This is a genomic window from Aedoeadaptatus urinae, assembly GCF_900155585.1.
In the GTDB taxonomy this organism is placed as follows: domain Bacteria; phylum Bacillota; class Clostridia; order Tissierellales; family Peptoniphilaceae; genus Aedoeadaptatus; species Aedoeadaptatus urinae.
Window position 1 is genome coordinate 477,229 of the sequence record NZ_LT707418.1, and the last position, 22,102, is coordinate 499,330.

The following is a 22,102-nucleotide window of genomic DNA, read 5'->3' on the forward strand; positions in this document are numbered from 1 at the left end:
TCTGCTCACGTGGGTCAATAGATCCGGGAAATAAAAAAAGCCCGCAGACTTTCTGCGAGCCGAAAATTTGTTTTTACTTGTTTTCGCTATAGGCCTTGGCGACGGCCGCGCCCAGCTTCGTGTTGTTGTAAACCAGGGCGATGTTCGCTTCCAAGCTGCTGCCGCCGGTAACCTCCAGCACCCGTTGGAGCAAGAAGGGCGTGGATGCCTTGCCGAAGATGCCTTCTTTTTCCGCATCGACCAATGCCTTTTCGATGGCGGCGTTAATGACCTCTTCGTCCATGGCGTCGGCTTCGGGAATGGGATTGGCCACGACGATGCCGCCGTCGATACCTAAATTCCATTTCGTCTTCATGAGCTTGGCGATGTCCGCGGGATCGTCGTAGCGGTAGTCCAGCTTGTGACCGCTCCTGCGGGTAAAGAAGGCGGGCATCTCTTCCGTTTCATAACCGATCACCGGCACGCCGAAGGTTTCCAAATATTCCAGGGTTAGGCCGATATCCAAAATAGATTTGCAGCCGGCGCAGACCACGGCGATGTCCGTGCCCGCGATTTCCTGCAGGTCGCGGGAGATGTCCATGGTAGTTTGAGCGCCGCGGTGCACGCCGCCGATGCCACCGGTGACGAGAATGGGAATGCCTGCGAGCCGAGCCGTCAGAACGGAGGTGGCCACGGTGGTGGCGCCGTTTAACCCTTGGGCAACGATGTGGGCGTAGTCCCGAGTGGAGCTCTTTACGATGTCGTCGGAGGTGGCCATAAATTCGATTTCTTCTTCCGTGAGGCCTACCTTAATGCGGCCGCCGATAATGGCCGTAGTGGCAGGGGTCACGCCTGCGTCTCTTAAAATGGCTTCGCAGTGCTTGGCCATTTCCACGTTTTTCGGATAGGGCATGCCGTGGGAAATAATGGTGGATTCCAATGCCACCACCGGTTCGTGATTGTCCAGTGCCTTTTGTACTTCCGGGGCGATGTCCATGTACTGCTTCAAATTAGTTTCTTTCATAATGAATCTCCTGTTTCTCTTTTTCCCAATCCTTCTCAATAAAGAAAGGAAGTTCACTTTGATCGCTTTTCAGCACCATCCGCGAGGCGGCCATGGCGCCGACAACGGCATGGTCAATCCTTTTACCTTTCGCCATCTCAGCCGTCAACATGGCGCAAAAGGCATCCCCGGCGCCGGTGGCTCCCCGAATGGTCATGGGGGTGGATGTAAAGTGGGTCATGTCGCCGTCTTTAAACAGATAGGCGCCGTCGGCACCTGCCGTAATCACCACATAGTCCACACCCGCGTCCCTTAGGGCCGCGCCCTGAGTGGCGACATCGTCGCTTCCCCGGCCGCTTAACACCTGCGCTTCCAGAATGTTACATTTTAGCACATGGATCCGATTTAGGAAAGGGGTAAATTTTTTTACCTTCACGGCGCTGACGCCGTCCACCACGGCTCGAATGTTCCAGGAGAAAATTTCCGCCAAGGTGTCTTCCCGCAAATTGGCATCCACTACGACGAAATCCGCCTCCTCCGCGAGGGCGCGGCGATCCTTTATCCGCTCGGGACTCAGCTCTTCCATGACCGCCATATCGTTGACCGCGGCGTGCATCTCCCCTTCCTGATCCAAGAGAACCAAATAGCTACCCGTGGAGGCGCCCTCGAAGGTAAAGGCGTGGGCGAAGGATAAATTTTCAGGTGCTCGTGCCAGAATCATGGCCCGCTTATCGTCGTCGCCGAAGGGCGTCACCAGCTCCGTTTGAATGCCCAAGCGGGCGATAGTGGCGGCGATGTTTCTGCCTACGCCGCCGGGGCTGAGCTCCACGGCCCCGGGAATGGAGTCGTGAAGATCTAAATGCTCGTAGGGCCTTCCGCTAATATCCACATTGCAGCCGCCAAAGACGACCACGTGTTTCACTTTCATTCCTTCCCCCTTTCGCCGCGATTTTTTATCCGCTTAAAGCAGGCGCGGCAAAGCGGCTCGTAGCTTTCCGTGGCGCCGATGACCACCCGGCCCCCTTCTCCCGAGGTGCGGTGGCTGACCCAGGCGTCGCTTCCGCAGTGGGCGCAGACGGCGTGGTGCTTTTCCACGTAATCGGCCACGGCCATAATTTCCTTGACGATCTCGAAGGGATGGGCCTCGTAATCCATGTCAAGCCCGGCGCAGACCACGGTCTTTCCCTCATCTAACAACGTATCGAAGGCCGCCAAAATCTCTTCCGGCGCGCCGCCTAAAAACTGCACCTCGTCGATAGCTACCACGTCGGCCTTGTGCTCGGCCGCCGCTTCCATGACCCCGTCGATATCTTCCACCACCACGGCCTCGAGGGAGGTGTTATCGTGGCTCGTAATGGCGGAGTGAATGAAGCGGGTGTCCAGCGTAGGCTTTAATACCAGCGTGTTGTAGCCGGCGATGCGAAAGCGCTTCACCTCCCGCTCCAAGCTCGATGTCTTCCCCGAAAACATGCTTCCCGTATGTAAAATTAATCGTCCCCTGTACTGATGCATTTCTTCCTCCTCAAAGAGAAATTATAACACAATTCTCGCCATAGCCTCCCCCGCAATTTTTCTTGCAATGTATCTTTCCCTACTATATTCTAATTAAGGATTACCATCACTTTCAAAGGAGGACTTATGCTTCAAATCGAACATTTAATAAAATTTTACGGCAAGAAACAAATTCTTCACGACCTGAGCTTTGAATTGGATCCCGGGGACATTTGCGCCTTTATCGGATCCAACGGCGCCGGAAAAACCACCACCATTAAATCCGCCCTGGGGCTGATCCCCTTCGACGGCGGAAGGATTTTAATCGGCGGCCACGACATCGAGAAGGAACCGCTTGAGGCGAAAAAGCTTTACAGCTACGTGCCGGACAATCCGGAGCTTTATAAATTTATGCGAGGCATCGAGTATTTAAATTTCATCGCAGATATTTTTGAGCTGGATTACGAAACCCGCAGAGACCGCATCGAGTATTACGCCGATCTCTTCGCCATTCGCGACCGCTTAGGCGAGAGCATCGACAATTACAGCCACGGCATGCAGCAAAAGCTGGCCCTTATCGCCGCCTTGATCCACGATCCCAAGCTCATCGTCTTGGACGAGCCCTTCGTAGGCCTGGATCCCATGGCGACGAAATCCATTCGGGAAACCTTTAAGACCATGGCGGCGGAAAAAGGCACCACGATTCTCTTCTCCACCCACGTCTTGGAGGTGGCGGAAAAGCTGTGCAACAAGGTGGCCATTATTCGCGAAGGCCATTTGGTCTTTTTCGGCCCCACAGAAGAGGTGCTTGAAAAGGGCAGCTTGGAGGATCTGTTCATGGAAAGGATGCAAAGCCATGGACAAGCTTAGGCTTTTAAATCGGCTGGAGAGAAAGCGCACCTTTAATCAATTTACCCAGGGGAAAAAGAAAAAGGCCTTCGGTATTTTTATCTACCTTCTCTCCCTTTGGGGCTACTTTTGGATCGGCGGGCTTCTGCCCCTCTTCGGCTCCATGGCGGTTATCGAGGCCAACACCGGCTCCGCCGGCACGATTTCCGTGGCGGAGCTACTAAGCGATGCTGGGATTCTTTCCTCCATGGACGTCATGGCCCTCGCATTTTTTCTCGCCAGCGTGATCATTTCCTTTATTCAAATTCGAAATATCTACTTCAACGACTTCGACCAATCCACCTTGTGGAGTATGCCCGTGGATACGCGGCTCATTCTTATTTCAAAAAACACGGGCCCGGCGGTATTCAGTCTGCCCTTGGTCTTGGCATTTACCCTGCCTTCTATGATTCTCACCAAGGTAGCCACGGGCTCCTTTTTCAAGGCCCTTCTCGTCCTCGTGGTGTTTTTCTGCGCCAATCAATTAGGCGAATGCCTGGGCTGCTTTTTGCGCATCGCCTTGGCGAAAGGCAACAGCCGCCTTCAGCTGTCGAAAGGCGTAAAGACTTTCTTCGGCTTTCTCCTCTTCGTCGTCTTTATGATAGGCTTTTACACGGAGCTGGCACGGGACTTTAAAGACCTTATCGTCTTCATGGGCTTTTACAATCGCCTGCCCGCTGCGGCACGGCCCGTATCCTTTGCCCTGAATCATCATTTGTGGCTTATCTTCGTCTTTATTCTTCTGACGGGGCTCATATACTACGCCTTTCTTAACTACATGGCGAAAAATTTCTTTGCCATCAGCGAAAGCCTGGCCCCTCGCGGCACGGTCAAGGCCGTGAAGAGCGACGACTATAAGGTGCGAAAAAAATATGCCGCCCTCATTCGAAAAGAACGGCGCCTCTTTTTCTCCAACAGTGCCGTGGCCTTTAACAGCTTTTTCGGCACACTGCTCCCGGTCATTCTCGCGGCCATTCTCTTCGTGCCCGCCGTGAAGGAAATGTTTCTGGGCTTTTTAAACAGCCAGAGCTTCGTCTCCCCCGACGCCGCGATCTTTTTAATTCTCACGGGTCTCGCCGGTATGATGAATCTCGGAGGCTTCAGCTTCTCTCTGGAGGGCCTCGGCGCCTACAACACCTATGCCCTGCCCCTAAAGGGCCAATCAATTTTTCTCGGCAAGCTCCTTATGGCCGCAAGCCTCATCGTCCCGGCTTATCTCATCGCCTGGCTGCTCCTCGTCGTCAATCTGAGGCCGGCGCCTGTCTACCTGCCCTTTTATCTCATAGGGCCCTTGGCCTACGCCCTCTTGATCAACGGCATCTCCCTCTTTTTCGACTGGAAGTTTGCCAACTACAACTGGACCAATCCTCAAGAGCTGGCGAAAAATTCAAAACAATCCTTCTTCTCGGGCCTGGGCAGCCTCCTGGTCAGCTTCGCCATTCTGCTCATCGGCGTCGGCGTCATGACCAAGGCACCCCTTCTCTATGCTTCCCTGCTCACCATCATCTTTGTGGCGGGCAATGTGGTACTCTATTTTCTCACCCGAGACATCACCGTCTATCATCAATAACTACGGAGGTATTAATGAGCGAAAAAAGCGCATCTATACTCTTGGCCGCCGTCATCATCGCCCGCGCCACGAGCTACTACTTTATAAAAATCGGCATGCAGGGACTGGACGTCTTCAATCTTCTGTCCGTCCGCTTTACCATCGCCACGATTCTACTCACGACACTGTTTTTTAAAAAGCTTCACCCCATGACGCGAAGCACCTTTGCCCACGGCACCGTTTTAGGCGTGGCATTCTTTGCCGTCATGGCCTTTGAATTTATGGCACTGAAGACGGCAGCGGCATCTACCGTGGCGTTTTTGGAAAATACATCCATCGTCATCGTGCCCATACTAATCGCCATTACCACTCGCAGCCTGCCCACGAAAAGTGCCCTCATCGGCATCGCCGTGACCGTCTTGGGCGTCGGCTTTTTAACCTATAACCCCGGCGGCCTCTCCCTGTCCCGCGGCGAAATTTACGCCCTCTTAGCGGCAGTAAGCTACGCCGTGGTCATCCTCTTGACCGCCCGCTACGCAGCAAGCAGAGACAATTCCTTTCAGCTGGGCTATCTGCAGGTCTTTTGGATCTTTATCTTCTCCACGGCAGCCACCTTTTTACTGGAAACGCCCCAAATGCCTCAAAGCCAAACGGAATGGACGGCCATCCTCGCCCTCGCCGTCGTCTGCACCGGCTTCGGCTTTACCCTGCAGCCCGTGGCGCAACAACACACCACCCCTGAACGAGCGGGCATGTTCTGTGCACTGAACCCCCTCTGCGCCACCATTATGGGCACGACACTGCTAGGCGAAACCATCTCCGTCTATAAACTCCTGGGCATCGCCTGCATCATCGTAGGCCTTACCTTGCCCATTATCCTAAATAGCCTGGAAAAGAAAAGACAAATACAATGACGACAGAAAAAATCCATTGGGAGAAAGATCCCCAATGGATTTTTTAGTGGCTACTTTTTTCTTCTTATAGCCAAGATACTTTTTCGCTCAAAATTCATTCTTACATGGCTTTTAAACCCGGGGACGGGGGAAATCCCGCCGAGACCCGATTTTAATTGCGTAACTGTCTTTTTATAATCAAATTACGTTTTTTCTTAAATATTCATTCTTTCACGGCTTTTAGACCCGGGGAAGGGGCTAGGGCGTTGCGATTCGCCCTCAACCCACAGGGGCCACGAATTTAAATTGCATAGCCAACTTAATGTATTCAGGTTGCTTTTTTTATTTAAAATTCCAATCTTTCATGGCTTTTAAACCCGGGGACGGGGGAAAGGGCTCAGAGCGAAGTAACCCGGTCGCCAAGATTTGGACATTCCCCCTACCTTAAATCGTGTATAATTCAATTAAGGAGGGAAACCATGGGACGAGGAAAACTAACCGCTGAAGAGCAAGCCATCTTACGCACCAATCCAAATGTCAAATCAGTCAACGATCAATGCATTTTCTATACGGCCGAATTTAAAAAACACTTCATTGAAGCGCTAACCAAGGGCAAGCGGCCTAAACAAATCTTCGTTGAAGCCGGCTTTGACCTGGAAATCTTAGGCGACAAACGCATCGAACGAGCCACTGCGCGATGGAAAGAGCGCCACATTCGGGACACCATTCTCGCATCAATTGACCAAGAAGCCGCAAAAGAAGCCCTGCAGGCCATCGATGCCATCGACGACATGAAAAAAGCCAAAGACAAACTGGCAAAGCAAGAAAAAATCATTCAACAACAAGCCGCGGAGATCGAAGCATTAAAAAAAGCTGGCTGGCGAGGAAGGAGGCGATGCGACAAGAAGGTATATGGAACGACTGATCTCTGTAAAATCATCGAAGAAACCGTCGAAACCTACGGAAAAGCCATTAACATCAAAGCCCTTTGCGAAAATCTTCAACTGCCTAGGAGCACCTATTACTACTATAAAGCCAGCAAAGAAAACCGGCAACGAAGAGAAGAAGCAGATCGAGAAGCCCTGTACTTCATACAAAAAGCCTATGACCATAGCGGCAAATACTACCACAAAGGCAGCCGCTCCCTTCGCATGGTTCTGAAAAACGACTACGACATCATCTACAACCGCAAAAAAATTCAACGCATCATGCGGAAATATCAACTCAAGTGCCCTGTGAAAAAAGCACGGCCCTACGACAAGCGGAAAAACGACGGCCAAGAAAGCAAAATCGCCCCGAACCGTGTCAAGCGCGCCTTCAAGCCCGGCAAAGCGAGAAAACTCTTCCTCACCGACATCACCTACATCAAACACCAAGGCCACTTCTCCTACGTCTCCGTCATCATCGACGCCCAAACCAACGAACCCGTCGCCTACAAAACCAGCACAAGCTACAGCCTCGACTTCGTCCTCGAAACCCTCGAGCAACTCAGCGCCTGCGGCTACAGCCAAAACGCCATCATCCACTCCGATCAAGGCGTTCACTACACAGCAAAAAAATTCCGGGACACCGTCCAATCCATGGGCCTCATCCAATCCATGTCAAGAAAAGGCAACTGCTGGGACAATGCACCCTGCGAATCCTTCTTCGGCAAAATGAAACAAGAAGTCCCATTCGACGAAAACGCCGACGACCAAGAGATCGAAGCCGCAGTCAGCGACTACATAAACTACTACCGCTACCGCCGATACCAAGAAGGCCTCGGCGATATGACGCCATACGAATACGGCTCCACACTACTCCACGCATAGGGGTTGACGTGTCCAAATAAGCGGGTCCGCCTTAGAAGGCCGCATTTCCCCCGTCCCCGGGACCCCTTGCCCCCTTTCTGGCCGCGTGTAATTGGTTAGAAAATGCCTGCGGCATTTTCTATTTATTACCTTTTTCTTCGTCGCGATAGGTCGCCCATGTCACAAGGGCTAAGCGGCACTATGCAGGTGACTGGCCTCACTGATAATCCGCAGCCCCTGCCCCTTTGAGCGATCACCTTCCATTTTTCGCTCGCTCACTTACGAATGACGCATGAACTAAACTCATCCGATTAATCGGCCATCTCACATTCTATCTTCCGCAACACATCCCAATAGGAATCAAATGCCGTCAGGCATTTGCACTGCCAAAAGGCGTTTGTGGGTGGAAGGGGATGGGGCCCCGGGGAAGGGGCAGAGGGTGGATAGGCTACAATAATTAGGACAGTTTCCTTAAGGTGTGGTATCTTATGATCAACAAGGAGGATCAAATGGATAAAGCACCTAGAAAAAGAAGAGCCTTTTCAGACGAGTTCAAGCAGCACGTGGTGGATCTTTATGAAGAAGGCATGAGTCGACAAGAAATCATTCAGAAATATTCATTAACCCCTTCAGCCTTTGACCGCTGGGTTAGCCAATTCCGTACCACCGGTACCTTCAAAGAGACGGTGTCGTTAAGTGAATCGGACCAGGAGAAGATTGCCTTACGCAAAGAGATTCAACGGCTCAAGATGGAGAATGATATTTTAAAGCAGGCCGCGCTGATACTTGCGGAGAAAAACGATACGTCATCGATCGTTTGAAACACAAATACCCGGTATCAGCGCTTTGTAGAGTACTAGGCATCAGCCGTTCCGCTTATTACTACCGGCCGAAAGCTCTCTCCGATGATGCAATCGATCTGGAGATCAAGGTCCGTGCCATCTTTCGTGCAAGTCGCAACGTCTATGGCGCACGCAAGATAAAAAGTGAATTAGAAGCGGAAAACATCGTCGCCTCCAGGCGACGAATTCGCGCCATTATGAAGAAACTTCATTTGGTTTCCGTTTACACCAAAGCAAAGTACAGACACCATCCTTCAAAGAAAAACGAAGAGCAAATACACAACGCGCTCAACCGCGAATTCAGTCAACGTCAGCCGTTAGAAGTCATCGTCTCAGATTTGACCTATGTTCGCATCCATCAGCGCTGGGCCTACGTTTGTGCCATCACTGATCTTTTCAATCGTGAAGTCATCGGCTACTCCTGCGGCTTACGTCGCGACTCTGCCCTCATACAACAAGCATTCGACACCATCCCCTATCCGTTAGAAGCCATCGGCTGCTTTCATACCGACCGAGGGAAAGAATTCGATAACAACCATATACGTGCCCTCTTAAAAGCCAACCACATCAAACGCTCACTGAGCCGTCCCGGCAATCCTTACGACAACGCCGTGGCAGAAAACATATTTAAGAGCTTCAAAACAGAATTTTTAGAGAGAGAAACCTTTCAAAGCCTACATGACTTAAGGGAGAAACTCAGCAGTTACATTCAATGGTGGAACAGCGAGCGAAGACATACAAGCCTTGAAAACATGACCCCTCTCGCATACCGAGAAAGAGAGAGTATAAAAAGCAAGCCCGTCGTTCGAGCGACACCTTGACAAAAGTGTCCAAAAAACTGTTGCCATTCCAGGGCGAATCGCAACGCCCTGGGCCCTTCCCCTGGTCTCAAAGCCGTGAAAGAACAGATTTTAAGCGAAAAAAGTATCTTGAAAATATTAAGTCGGCTACGCAATTAAAATCGGACCCCGGCGGGATTTCCCCCGTCCCCGGGTTTAAAAGCCGTGAATGAAGAATTTTTGTGCGAAGAGAAATCACCACGACGTTCTCTTTGGTGTGCCCTTGTTCCGAATGAAGATCTACTTAAAAAAAGAGAAAAGCGGTCTTTTTTTCTTCGAGAAATATGTATTTTTAAATAGAGAAAGGACGTGTTTCCACGTCCTTTTCTCTATTTGTTTTGGTTTTTATTCTACGATTTTGGATACGACCCCGGAGGCGACGGTGCGGCCGCCTTCTCTGATGGCGAAGCGCAGGCCTTCGTCCATGGCGACGGGGGTGATGAGTTCTACTTTAAAGGTGGCGTTGTCGCCGGGCATGACCATTTCGACACCGTCTGCTAAGGTGATGTCGCCGGTTACGTCGGTGGTTCTGAAGTAGAATTGGGGACGGTAGCCGTTAAAGAACGGGGTGTGGCGTCCGCCTTCTTCTTTGCTCAGGACGTAGACTTCGGCTTCGAATTTGGTGTGGGGATGGATGCTGCCGGGGGCTGCGAGGACTTGGCCGCGTTCGATGTCGTCTCTTTGGACGCCACGAAGGAGGAGGCCGACGTTGTCGCCTGCTTCGGCTTGGTCGAGTTGTTTTCTAAACATTTCGACGCCGGTAACGACGACGGTTCTCTTTTCGGTGGTTAAGCCGACGATTTCGACGTTGTCGTTGACTTTGACGGTTCCGCGTTCAACACGACCGGTGGCGACGGTGCCGCGGCCGGTGATGGAGAAGATGTCTTCCACGGGCATGAGGAAGGGGTGGTCGATGTCGCGAACGGGATCGTCGATCCATTCGTCGACGGTGTTCATGAGTTCGACGATTTTGTCGCCCCATTCTCCGTCGGGATCTTCCAATGCTTTTAAGGCGCTGCCTACGGTGATGGGGGTGTTGTCGCCGTCGAATTCGTATTCGCTCAGAAGGTCACGTACTTCCATTTCGACGAGTTCGATGAGCTCGTCGTCATCGACTTGGTCTTGTTTGTTTAAGAAGACGACGATTTTCGGTACACCGACTTGGCGGGCCAAGAGGATGTGTTCGCGGGTTTGGGGCATGGGGCCGTCTGCTGCGGATACGACGAGGATGGCGCCGTCCATTTGGGCTGCACCGGTGATCATGTTTTTAACGTAGTCGGCGTGACCGGGGCAGTCGACGTGTGCGTAGTGACGCTTTTCGGTTTCGTATTCGACGTGAGAGGTGGAGATGGTGATACCACGTTCTCTTTCTTCGGGGGCTTTGTCGATGTTTGCGTAGTCGACGAATTCGCCGCTGCCGTAGCGTTTGTTTAATACGAGGGTGATTGCCGCCGTAAGGGTGGTCTTGCCGTGGTCGACGTGGCCGATGGTGCCGACGTTGACGTGGGGTTTAGTTCTTTCAAATTTTCCTTTTGCCATTGTAAATCCTCCTTTAGAGTAGAATTAACTTATTTATTTTTTCCGTTGAGTACTTCTTCGGACACGTTCTTGGGAACTTGTTCGTAGTGGTCGAACTGCATAGAGTAGTTGGCACGACCTTGGGTGTTGGAACGCAAGCTGGTTGCGTAGCCGAACATTTCTGCCAAGGGCACGTAGCAGGTGACGATTTGAGCGCCGGCTACCAGCTCCATCCCTTCCATACGGCCGCGGCGAGAGTTAATGTCGCCGATAACATCGCCCATGTACTCTTCGGGAGTGACGATTTCAACTTTCATAACCGGTTCTAACAAGACGGGGCTTGCCTTGGACAATGCGTCGCGCAGGGCCATGGAGCCGGCAATCTTAAATGCCATTTCCGAGGAGTCCACGTCGTGGAAGGAGCCGTCGTAGAGGCTGACCTTGACGTCGAGGACTTCGTAGCCGCCCAGAACACCGTTTTGCATCGCTTCTTCGATCCCTTGTTGGGTGGGGCCGATAAATTCCTTGGGAATCGCACCACCGACAATGTTGTTTTCGAATTCGAAGCCCTTGCCGGGTTCCAAGGGTTCGACCTTGATCTTGGCGTGACCGTATTGACCGCGACCACCGGATTGACGAACGAATTTGCCTTCGCCGTCGGCGGAGCTGAGAATCCCTTCGCGATAGGATACCTTCGGGTTACCGATGTTTGCTTCGACTTTAAATTCGCGGAGCAGACGGTCGACGATAATATCCAAGTGCAATTCGCCCATGCCGGCGATAATGGTTTGACCGGTTTCTTCGTCGGTGTAGGTTCTGAAGGTCGGGTCTTCTTCGGCGAGCTTTTGCAGGCCGATGGACATTTTGTCTTGAGAAGCCTTGGTCTTCGGTTCGATGGCGACGGAGATAACGGGTTCCGGGAATTCCATGTTTTCCAAAATGATTTGATCATTTTCGTCACAGAGGGTGTCCCCGGTGGATGTATCTTTTAAACCGACGGCAGCGGCGATTTCACCGGCGTAGATTTCTTCCACTTCTTCACGCTTGTTGGCGTGCATTAAAAGGATACGACCGACGCGTTCTCTCTTGCCCTTGCTGGAGTTGAAGACGTAGCTACCGGCCTTTAAGGTACCGGAGTAAACGCGGAAGTAGGAAAGCTTCCCTACATAGGGGTCGGTAACGATTTTAAATGCCAATGCGGAGAAGGGTTCTTCGTCGCTTGCGTGGCGATCTTCTTCCGCTTCCGTATCGGGATCGATGCCCACGATGGCGGGAATGTCTACCGGCGAGGGCAGGTAGTCGATAATGGCATCCAGCAGCAACTGAACCCCTTTGTTCTTGTAAGAGGAACCGCAGGTCACCGGAGTCATTTCTACGGCCAAGGTTCCCTTACGGATGGCGCGCTTAATAGCTTCTTGGGTTACTTCTTCCCCTTCGAGATAAGCCATCATTAAGTCTTCGTCGAATTCGGAGACCTTTTCGATGAGGTTTTCGCGCCATTCTTCGGCTTGTGCCTTGTATTCTTCCGGCACTTCCGTAATTTCGATTTCGGTTCCCATGTCGTCCTTGTAGATTTCAGCTTCCATGGTGACCAAGTCGATCATGCCGATAAAGGTTTCTTCGGCACCCATGGGAATTTGAATCGGCACGGGATTGCCGTGTAATTTGTCTTCGATGGTCTTAACCGAACGGAAGAAGTCCGCACCGGTTACGTCCATTTTGTTGATGTGCGCAATTCTGGGAACGTGGTAGCGATCAGCTTGACGCCAAACCGTTTCCGATTGGGGTTCAACGCCGCTCTTGGCGTCGAACAGGGAGACGGCACCGTCCAACACGCGAAGGGAACGTTCAACTTCTACGGTAAAGTCAACGTGGCCCGGTGTGTCGATGATGTTCAGGCGGTAACCCTTCCAGTGCGCGGTGGTAGCAGCAGAGGTAATGGTGATGCCACGCTCTTGCTCTTGCTCCATCCAGTCCATTTGGGCGCCACCGTCGTGGGTTTCTCCGATCTTGTGAATCCGACCGGTGTAATACAGAATACGTTCGGTCGTCGTCGTTTTACCGGCGTCGATGTGCGCCATAATTCCGATATTGCGTACTTTATTAAGCGGCACTTCTCTAGCCACGTAATTTCCCCTTTCTTACCATCTGAAATGAGCAAAAGCCTTGTTCGCTTCTGCTGCACGATGCATTTCGTCTTTACGCTTTACAGCGCCGCCTAAGTCGTTGGATGCATCCAAAATTTCTTTGGATAAGCGTTCGACCATGGTTTTTTCACCGCGGGCTCTGGCGTAGCGGACGATCCAGCGAAGTCCCAGGGTTTGACGTCTTTCGGGACGTACTTCCAAGGGCACTTGATAGTTGGCACCGCCGATACGGCGTGCTTTAACTTCCAAAACCGGCATGGCGTTGTTTAACGCTTTGTAGAATACTTCTAAGGGTTCTTCACCGGTTGCTTCTTTTACGGCCTCTAATGCGCCGTAGACGATTCGTTGGGCCGTCCCTCTCTTACCGTCCAGCATGACATTGTTGATTAACTTGGTAATAACAACGTCGCCGTACACGGGATCGGGCATGACCTCTCTTTTAGGAATATGTCCTTTTCTTGGCATTCTCTTCCCTCCTTAACTATTTGGTTGAGAAAAATCAACGGTACTCGACATACGTCGTGTGCCAAGAGCATCTATTAAAAAGATTGTGCTCTTTGATTAGTTACTTTTCGGTTTCTTTGCACCATATTTTGAACGCGCTTGCCTTCTTCCGTCGACGCCGGCAGTATCCAAGCTTCCGCGTACGACGTGATAACGCACACCGGGAAGGTCTTTGACACGACCACCGCGAACTAAGACGACACTGTGTTCTTGTAAGTTATGGCCGATTCCGGGAATGTATGCCATGACTTCATAGCCGTTGGAAAGGCGAACACGGGCAACTTTACGAAGCGCGGAGTTCGGTTTCTTCGGCGTTACAGTACGAACCGCGACGCAAACGCCTCTTTTTTGAGGAGAATTGACGACGGTTTGCTCTTTTAGTAAAGAGTCGTAGTTGAATCCTAAAGCCGGCGATTTCGACTTGGTTTCGGATTTCTTTCTACCCTTCTTTACAAGTTGGTTGATTGTAGGCACTTAGTGCACCTCCTTTAATAATTGGGATTTTCTAACAGCACAAATCGATTTCAATCATGAAAAACTACCCGTATAGCGGGTAGTTCCTAATGCGTTCGATTTACACTCTGGTAGTTTACCATCTTTTCCTTCAATTTTCAAGCATTTTACGGGATTTATCCCCTTTTATCCCCGAATTTCTTTTAAAATACCGCGCTTCGATACGTAAAGGCGTTGAGCCACCCAGGCAACGGCAACGGACTTGACTAAATCGACGGGAATAAAGGTGATCATGGTCTTAAAGGCGGCGGAAAAACTTTCGCTGTTATTGTACAGACCCAAAAGCCCCGAAAAGTTAATGAATAATGCGCCGAAGAGAACGAAGACAATCAAAAAGGTAACATAACTGCGGCTCTTTACCTTTTCAAGGGCGAGACCGACGAAGTAGGGCGAAAGCAGGTAGCCGATAAAATAAGAGCCGGTGGCACCTAAAAAGACAGCGGCACCGCCGCGACCTCCGGGCAGCACGGGAAGACCCAGTGCGATACAGAGCAGGAAGACGAAAACCGTGAGCGTACCGTATTTCTTTCCGAGGACGGCGCCCGCCAAGGCGCAGACCATGTTTTGAAGAACCACGGGCACGCCGAAGGGCGTGGGAATAAATAATAAACCGCTTAGAATAATAAGGGCCAGGTACATGGCCATGGTCGTCAGTTGTTTTGTTTTCATTTGATGAACCTCCATTTACAATGTTATTGTAAATTATCGTCCCTCACGGTTTCTTTGTCAATAGAAAAAACTCCGCCGAAGCGGAGTTTCTTATTTTACAGGCTCATTCCCTCGAGAATGTCCAAATCTTTTTTTCTCTTGTCCTCTTCTTCCCAATAGACCGTGCCGTTGGCACGAACGCCGGTGCCTGCGGGAATCAGTTGACCGATAATAATATTTTCCTTTAAGCCCTTGAGGTAATCTTGTTTCCCTTCAATGGCCGCATCGGTTAAGACGCGAGTGGTTTCTTGGAAGGACGCCGCAGAAAGGAAGGAATCCGTGGCCAGGGAGGCTTTGGTAATCCCAAGCAAGGTGGGGATCGCCGTGGCTTCTTGAAGGCCGGCTTCCGCCGCCTTTTTGTTGGCCCGTTCGAATTCTTTCTTGCTTACCATGCTGCCGGGGAGGAGACTGGTGTCGCCAGCGTCGTCGATGCGCACCTTAGACATCATTTGCTTGACGATGACTTCGATGTGCTTGTCGTCGATGTCGACCCCTTGCAGACGGTAAACCCGTTGAACTTCTCTGACGATGTATTCCTGAACGCCCATGACGCCTTTGACGCGAAGCAGGTCTTGGGGATAGACGGAGCCTTGTGTCAGCTCGTCGCCTTTTTCCACCAGGTCGCCGGGCTTTACCTTGATGCGGGCGCCGTATACCACGGTGTAGGCTTCCGATGTGCCGTCGTCGGCGGTAATGACGATTTCGCGTTTCTTCGCCGTTTCACGGATGTCCACGGTGCCGCTGATCTCTGCGATAATGGCGAGCCCCTTGGGCTTACGCACTTCGAAAAGCTCTTCGACACGAGGCAAACCTTGGGTAATGTCCGCTGCCGCTGCGACCCCGCCGGTGTGGAAGGTACGCATGGTCAACTGAGTCCCGGGCTCGCCGATGGATTGTGCGGCGATAACGCCGACGGCTTCGCCGATGCCCACGGGACGACCCGTGGCCATGTTTTCGCCGTAGCACTTGGCGCAGACGCCGTCTTCGGAATTACAGCCCAAGACGGAACGAATCTTCACCTCTTCGATGCCGGCGGCAATAATGGCTTCGGCTTCTTTGGAACCGATCATTTCTCCCGCCTTGACGAGGAGGGCGCCGGTTTCCGGATGATGCACGTCTTCGTAGGAGGTTCTTCCTTCGATACGGTCGTGCATTTCTTCGATCATTTCGCGGCCGTCCTTAAAGGACTTGGCCACGATGTAGCTATCCGATCCGCAATCCTCCTCGGTGACGGTCACTTGTTGAGACACGTCGACTAAACGACGGGTCAGGTAACCGGAGTCGGCGGTACGCAGTGCCGTATCCGCCAAGCCCTTCCGAGAGCCGTGGGTGGACATAAAGAATTCCAATACGTCCAGACCTTCCCGGAAGTTTGAGGTAATGGGAACCTCGATGGTTCGTCCGGAAGGCGAGGCCATGAGCCCGCGCATGCCGGCCAATTGACGAATTTGGTTCTTGGAACCACGGGCACCGGAGTCGGCGAAAATAAAGATATTGTTTAATTCGCCGAAGCCTTCCATAACCTTGTCCGTTAAATGGTCAGTGGCTTCGTTCCAAATGTCGATAACGTGCTCGTAGCGCTCTTCGTCGCTGATGAGACCCTTGCGGTACGCCTTTTCGTATTTTTCAACGTCCAGATCCGCTTGATGGAGAATCTCCGGTTTTTCCTTGGGAATTTCTACGTCCCCCATGGAGATGGACATAGCGCCGATTGTGGAGTAGTGGTAGCCTAAGCTCTTCACCTCGTCGAGGAAGGCCGCCGTTTCCAGATTGTCGTGCAGCTTATAGCAGCGATCGATGATTTTGCCTAAGAGCTTTTTGTTGATCACCTGATCGATTTCCAGGCCGTAGGGATCTTTTTCCCGGTCCACAAAGCCTAAGTCTTGGGGAATGGCGCGGTTGATCAGGAAGCGACCGATGGTGCTTTCCACGATCTTGCCCCGCTTGTCCTTTTCGTCTTTAAAGCGGCGCACCTTGACGTGGGAATGGAGATGGGCCCAGCCGCTGGCATAGGCATGCATCATTTCCTTTTCGTCCATAAAGGTCATGCCGTCGCCTTTGACGTGGCCTTTTCTGTCCAAGGTCAGGTAGTACATCCCTAAGACCATGTCCTGAGACGGGGTGGTAATGGGCTTGCCATCCTTTAACGCCAAAATATTATTGGTGGAAAGCATTAAGAGGCGGGCTTCCGCTTGGGCTTCCGCCGACAAGGGCAAGTGAACCGCCATTTGGTCCCCGTCGAAGTCGGCGTTGTAAGCCGTACAGGCCAAGGGATGGAGTTTAATGGCTTTTCCTTCTACAAGCACCGGTTCGAAGGCTTGAATCCCCAAACGGTGCAGGGTAGGCGCACGATTTAAGAGAACGGGATGGTCTTTAATGACATCCTCCAGCACGTCCCATACCTCGGGGCGAACCCTCTCTACCATGCGCTTGGCGCTTTTAATGTTGTGGGCCAGCTCCCGTTCCACCAGCTCGCGCATAACGAAGGGCTTAAACAGCTCCAGGGCCATGTTTTTCGGCAGACCGCATTGATAGAATTTCAAAGAGGGCCCGACGACGATAACGGAACGGCCCGAGTAGTCCACCCGCTTGCCCAGCAGGTTTTGACGGAAGCGCCCTTGCTTGCCCTTCAGCATTTCGGAAAGGCTCTTTAAGGGGCGGTTCCCCGCACCGGTAACCGGGCGGCCGCGGCGGCCGTTGTCGATTAAGGCGTCGACGGATTCTTGCAGCATGCGCTTTTCATTGCGCACGATAATTTCCGGCGCGCCGATGTCCATAAGCTTTCTCAGACGGTTGTTACGATTAATGACGCGGCGGTACAGGTCGTTTAAGTCCGACGTGGCGAAACGACCGCCGTCTAATTGCACCATGGGGCGCAGCTCAGGCGGAATGACGGGAATGCAATCCAGGATCATCCACTCGCATTTGTTTCCGGAGCTTCTGAAGGCTTCGATGACTTCCAAGCGACGGGTAATGCGCACGCGCTTTTGCCCGGTGGCATCGTCTAATTGCTCCCTGAGATCCTTGGAGATCTCGTCTAAATCAATTTTGCGCAGTAGATCTCGAACAGCCTCGGCACCCATGCCCGCTTCAAATTTGTCGCCGTATTCCCGCTTAAATTCGCGGTATTCCGTTTCGGATAAGAGTTGCTTTTCGTATAAATCCGGCACCCCTTCGTCCACGCGGGTAACGATGTAGGATGCGAAGTAAAGGACCTTTTCCAGCGCCCGGGGGCTGACGTCCATGACCAGACCCATGCGGGAAGGAATGCCCTTAAAATACCAAATGTGAGAGACCGGTGCGGCCAGCTCGATGTGGCCCATGCGTTCCCGGCGCACCTTGGACTTGGTGACCTCCACGCCGCACTTTTCGCAGACCACGCCTTTGTAGCGCAGGCGCTTGTACTTTCCGCAGGAGCATTCCCAGTCCTTCGTGGGTCCGAAAATCTTTTCGCAGAAAAGACCTTCTTTTTCGGGCTTTAATGTTCTGTAGTTAATGGTTTCCGGCTTCTTGACTTCCCCATAGGACCAAGATCTGATTTTTTCCGAGGATGCTAAGCCGATTTTAATGGAATGAAATAATTCGTTTCTGCTCAAGGAGCAAGACTCCTTTCTTTATATACCTTCAACTGTCGAAAAGGACTTATTCCTCTTCTTCGTCATGTGTAAAGCCTGTCGGAATCGTATCGCCGGAAATTTTGCGAATGCCGGCCAAGGCATCCACCGTCGATTTTCCTTCGATAAGCTCCCCAGCATCTTCTCCGTCAATTTTTCCGTCCATGGAATCCAAGTGGTTGAGATCGTCGTCGTCGGTACTTAGATCCACTTCGTTTTCGTCTTCGTCCAGTACTTGTATTTCAAGAGCCAATGCTTCCAGCTCTTTGATCAGAACCTTAAAGGATTCGGGAATGCCCGGTTGCGGAATGTTTTCGCCCTTGACGATGGCCTCGTAGGTCTTGACACGGCCCACGATGTCGTCGGATTTCACCGTCAGCATTTCCTGTAAGGTGTGGCTTGCCCCGTAAGCTTCCAAAGCCCACACTTCCATTTCCCCGAACCGTTGGCCGCCGAATTGAGCACGACCGCCCAAGGGTTGTTGGGTGACGAGAGAATAGGGACCGGTGGAGCGGGAGTGGATTTTTTCGTCGACCAGGTGGTGAAGCTTGAGCATGTACATATAGCCTACGGTGACCGGGTGGTCGAAATCTTCCCCGGTGCGGCCGTCTCTAAGCTGTACCTTGCCGTCGGCGGAGTAGCCGGCTTGCTTCAGTGTGTCGAAAATATCCTGCTCGTTGGCGCCGTCGAATACGGGAGTGGCTACGTGCCAGCCCAGCTTCTTGGCGGCGAGACCCAAGTGCACTTCCAATACCTGTCCCAGGTTCATACGAGAGGGCACGCCCAAGGGATTCAGCACGATTTGAATGGGACGTCCGTCGGGCATGTAGGGCATGTCTTCCTTGGGAAGGACACGGGAGATAACCCCCTTGTTCCCGTGGCGACCGCACATTTTGTCCCCGACCTGAATCTTGCGCTTCGTGGCGATAAAGACGCGAACCATTTCGTTGACGCCGGGCTGCAGCTCGTCGTCATCGGCGCGGCTGAAGACCTTCACGTCCACGACGATGCCCGCTTCACCGTGGGGCAGGCGGAGGGACGTGTCTCTGACTTCTCTGGCCTTTTCGCCGAAAATGGCGCGCAAAATACGTTCTTCCGCGGAAAGCTCCGTCTCGCCCTTGGGCGTGACCTTGCCGACGAGGATATCGCCGGGATTCACTTCCGCGCCGACGCGGATAATGCCTCTCTCGTCCAAGTCTTTAAGCATGTCGTCGCTGACATTGGAAATGTCCCGGGTGATTTCTTCCGGGCCTAATTTCGTGTCGCGAGCTTCGGCTTCGTATTCCTCGATGTGGAGGGAGGTCAACACGTCGTCGATGACCAGCTCTTCGTTAATGAGCATGGCGTCCTCGTAGTTGTAGCCTTCCCAGTTCATAAAGGCGATGAGAATATTTTTGCCCAAGGCCATTTCCCCTAAGTCCGTGGAGGGGCCGTCGGCGATGACTTCGCCTCGCTTCACCTTTTGACCTTCCGTCACGATGGGGCGTTGGTTAATGGTGGTGCCTTGGTTGGCCTTTTCGAATTTATGGAGACGGAAGACGATGTCGTCTTTGCCGTCATCCGGTGTCAGCACGATTTTATCGCTGGATACTTTTTTAATGGTGCCGTCGTCTGTGGAAATGACGCAGACGCCGGAGTCGCGGGCCGCCTTGTATTCGATCCCCGTGGCCACAATAGGCGCTTCGGTTTTCAACAAGGGCACTGCTTGACGCTGCATGTTCGAGCCCATGAGGGCGCGGTTGGCGTCGTCGTTTTCCAGGAAGGGGATCATACTGGTCCCGACGGCGACGATTTGTTGCGGCGAGACGTCCATGTAGCTGATGTCCTCGCTCTTGTAGACGTCGACGAGGCCGTCGATGCCTCGGGCGATGACTCGGTCGTTAATGAAGTGGCCGCTTTCATCCACTTTTTCGTCCGCTTGGGCGATGATGTTTTCGTCTTCTACATCGGCGGTAATGTATTCGATATCGTCGGTAACCAAGCCTTCGCCTTTGACGACCTTTCTGTAGGGCGCTTCAATGAAGCCGTATTCGTTAATACGGGCAAAGGTGGTTAAGGATGTAATCAAGCCGATGTTCGGACCTTCAGGCGTTTCGATGGGGCACATTCTTCCGTAGTGGGAGTTGTGCACGTCTCGAACCTCCATGCCGGCCCGGTCCCTGGAAAGACCGCCGGGCCCTAAGGCGGAGAGACGACGCTTGTGGGTCAGCTCCGACAGGGGATTGTTTTGGTCCATAAATTGCGACAATTGCGAGGAGCCGAAAAATTCCTTAATGGCCGCCGTCACCGGTCGAATGTTGATTAAGGATTGGGGCGTGGCGGAATCGGGATCTTGCACCGCCATGCGTTCGCGAATCACCCGTTCCATACGAGTTAAGCCGATTCGGAATTGGTTTTGTAAAAGCTCGCCCACGGAACGGATGCGACGATTGCCCAGGTGGTCGATATCGTCGGTTTTACCGATACCGTAGAACAGGTTAAATTCGTAGTTTACCGCCGCCAAAATATCGTCCACCAAAATATGCTTCGGGGACAATTCCTTGTAATGTAATTTTAAGCGCGTAAGAAGCTCTTCCCCTTCGTACTCTTCCATGAGCTCTTTCAGGCGGGGAAGATAGATTTTTTCTCTAAAGCCCAGGGCTTTAAAGTCGATGTCCGTATCCAGAGCATCTGGATCCACGAAGTTGTTCCCGAGTAGGACGATTTTCTTTTGTTCGCCCAATTCGTCGGGATTGTCGACGAGGATTTCCACCCGGTTAATGCCGGCGTTTTCGATGGCGACGGCCTGCTCACGGCTGATGCGTTCGCCGGCGGTGCCCATGACTTCGCCGGTTTCGCCGTCGATGACATCCTCCGCCAAAATTTGATTTTGCAGGCGTTCGCGAAGGGCGAGCTTCTTATTGAATTTGTAGCGGCCCACCTTCGCCATGTCGTAGCGACGGGCGTCGAAAAACATGTTTTCGAAAAGCGACTGGGCGCTTTCTACCGTCGGCGGCTCACCGGGACGCAGCTTCTTGTAAATTTCCAAGAGCGCTTCCTGTTTGTTGGCGGTTTGATCCTTTTCGAAAACCTTTAAGAGCTCTTCCGTTTCGCCCATAAGGCGGGTGATTTCCATATTGCTTTCCACGCCGATGGCACGGAGCAAAATCGTAATGGGAATCTTCCGCGTGCGGTCGATGCGCACATTGACCACACCTTGGGCGTCGGTTTCGAATTCCAGCCAGGCGCCGCGATTGGGGATCAAGGTCGACGAAAACAATTGCTTGCCCGTCTTGTCGAATTCCACCTTATAATATGCGCCGGGGGAGCGAACCAATTGACTGACCACGACACGTTCCGCCCCGTTAATGACGAAGGTACCCGTGGAGCTCATTAGGGGGAGATCCCCCATGAAGACTTCTTGTTCCTTCACTTCTCCGGTTTCCGTATTGATAAGCCGGACCTTGACTTTTAATGGTGCCGAATAATTGGTGTCCTTTTCCTTTGCTTCTTCGAAATCATACTTTTTCTCTTCGGACACGTAGTAATCCACAAATTCCAGTATGAGATTTCCCGCAAAGTCTTCGATCGGCGAAATATCCCGAAACACTTCCTTGAGACCTTCGTCGATGAGCCACTTGAACGAATCGGTTTGGACGCCCAAAAGATTTGGTATTTCCAACACGTCATCGATTCTGGAATAGCTCATTCTCTCCCGTTTACCATATTGAACAGGATGTACCATCTAAATTCCTCACCCCTTACAGTTTCTTCGAAAAACAAAAAATGTATGTGTAAGAATTTCCTCATGCATGAATCGTCAATAACTTACAAATACATCTTCT

The 22,102-nt window shown here is 52.1% G+C and carries 15 protein-coding genes; 5 read left to right on the top strand and 10 right to left on the bottom strand.

All coding sequences use genetic code 11. The features are described from left to right. Positions 1–73 precede the first annotated feature (73 nt). The 3 genes from BQ7397_RS07520 to BQ7397_RS07530 are packed head-to-tail and all read right to left on the bottom strand — an operon-like array spanning position 74 to position 2,494. The gene (locus tag BQ7397_RS07520) at positions 74–1,003 is read right to left on the bottom strand and encodes a pseudouridine-5'-phosphate glycosidase (RefSeq protein ID WP_200801213.1); all 930 of its coding nucleotides are present in this window, start codon (positions 1,001–1,003) and stop codon (positions 74–76) included. Next, positions 990–1,910, bottom strand: coding sequence for a carbohydrate kinase family protein (locus BQ7397_RS07525; RefSeq protein WP_077075484.1), 921 nt, complete (start codon positions 1,908–1,910; stop codon positions 990–992). Before BQ7397_RS07525 ends, BQ7397_RS07520 begins: the two co-directional genes overlap by 14 nt. Next, the gene (locus BQ7397_RS07530; protein WP_077075485.1) at positions 1,907–2,494 is read right to left on the bottom strand and encodes a thymidine kinase; all 588 of its coding nucleotides are present in this window, start codon (positions 2,492–2,494) and stop codon (positions 1,907–1,909) included. The genes BQ7397_RS07525 and BQ7397_RS07530 overlap by 4 nt, the downstream gene beginning before the upstream one ends. Before the next feature lie 126 nt (positions 2,495–2,620). Between BQ7397_RS07530 and BQ7397_RS07535 the strand changes: the two genes are divergently transcribed. From BQ7397_RS07535 to BQ7397_RS07560, 5 genes are all read left to right on the top strand, one after another. Then, positions 2,621–3,343, top strand: coding sequence for an ABC transporter ATP-binding protein (locus BQ7397_RS07535; protein ID WP_077075486.1), 723 nt, complete (start codon positions 2,621–2,623; stop codon positions 3,341–3,343). Beyond that, a complete protein-coding gene (locus BQ7397_RS07540; protein WP_077075487.1) occupies positions 3,330–4,931 on the top strand; it encodes a hypothetical protein in 1,602 nt (533 codons plus the stop codon). The genes BQ7397_RS07535 and BQ7397_RS07540 overlap by 14 nt, the downstream gene beginning before the upstream one ends. A 14-nt stretch (positions 4,932–4,945) precedes the next feature. Beyond that, on the top strand, positions 4,946–5,824 hold the full coding sequence (locus BQ7397_RS07545) for a DMT family transporter (RefSeq protein WP_077075488.1): 879 nt from the start codon (positions 4,946–4,948) through the stop codon (positions 5,822–5,824). Between the two features lie 458 nt (positions 5,825–6,282). Beyond that, positions 6,283–7,614, top strand: a complete 1,332-nt coding sequence (locus BQ7397_RS07550; RefSeq protein ID WP_077075489.1) for an IS3 family transposase — start codon at positions 6,283–6,285, stop codon at positions 7,612–7,614. A 488-nt stretch (positions 7,615–8,102) separates the two neighbouring features. Then, positions 8,103–9,256, top strand: a protein-coding gene (locus tag BQ7397_RS07560; RefSeq protein ID WP_470207156.1) for an IS3 family transposase whose coding sequence is annotated in 2 segments (ribosomal slippage) — positions 8,103–8,381 and positions 8,384–9,256 — 1,152 coding nt in all. Because the reading frame shifts where the segments join, the coding sequence is not laid out codon by codon here. Positions 9,257–9,619: 363 nt separating this feature from the next. On the opposite strand, the gene tuf is transcribed toward BQ7397_RS07560, so the two are convergent. The 7 genes from tuf to rpoB form a co-directional block, all read right to left on the bottom strand. After that, a complete protein-coding gene (gene tuf, locus BQ7397_RS07565; RefSeq protein WP_077074718.1) occupies positions 9,620–10,813 on the bottom strand; it encodes an elongation factor Tu in 1,194 nt (397 codons plus the stop codon). 29 nt (positions 10,814–10,842) lie between these two features. After that, positions 10,843–12,918 carry an elongation factor G gene (gene fusA, locus BQ7397_RS07570; protein ID WP_077075491.1) on the bottom strand — a complete coding sequence of 692 codons (2,076 nt, stop codon included), beginning with the start codon at positions 12,916–12,918 and terminating at the stop codon, positions 10,843–10,845. A 15-nt stretch (positions 12,919–12,933) separates the two neighbouring features. Continuing rightward, positions 12,934–13,404: a 30S ribosomal protein S7 gene (gene rpsG / locus BQ7397_RS07575; protein ID WP_077075492.1), complete on the bottom strand. Its 471-nt coding sequence runs from the start codon at positions 13,402–13,404 to the stop codon at positions 12,934–12,936. 96 nt (positions 13,405–13,500) lie between these two features. Beyond that, positions 13,501–13,917: a 30S ribosomal protein S12 gene (gene rpsL / locus BQ7397_RS07580; protein WP_068457242.1), complete on the bottom strand. Its 417-nt coding sequence runs from the start codon at positions 13,915–13,917 to the stop codon at positions 13,501–13,503. A 165-nt stretch (positions 13,918–14,082) separates the two neighbouring features. Next, positions 14,083–14,625 (bottom strand): biotin transporter BioY, encoded by a 543-nt coding sequence (locus tag BQ7397_RS07585; protein WP_077075493.1) that lies wholly within the window; start codon positions 14,623–14,625, stop codon positions 14,083–14,085. A 95-nt stretch (positions 14,626–14,720) separates the two neighbouring features. Further along, on the bottom strand, positions 14,721–18,260 hold the full coding sequence (gene rpoC, locus BQ7397_RS07590; RefSeq protein ID WP_077075494.1) for a DNA-directed RNA polymerase subunit beta': 3,540 nt from the start codon (positions 18,258–18,260) through the stop codon (positions 14,721–14,723). A gap of 46 nt (positions 18,261–18,306) precedes the next feature. Then, positions 18,307–22,002 carry a DNA-directed RNA polymerase subunit beta gene (rpoB, locus tag BQ7397_RS07595; protein WP_077075495.1) on the bottom strand — a complete coding sequence of 1,232 codons (3,696 nt, stop codon included), beginning with the start codon at positions 22,000–22,002 and terminating at the stop codon, positions 18,307–18,309. Between the last annotated feature and the right edge of the window lie 100 nt (positions 22,003–22,102).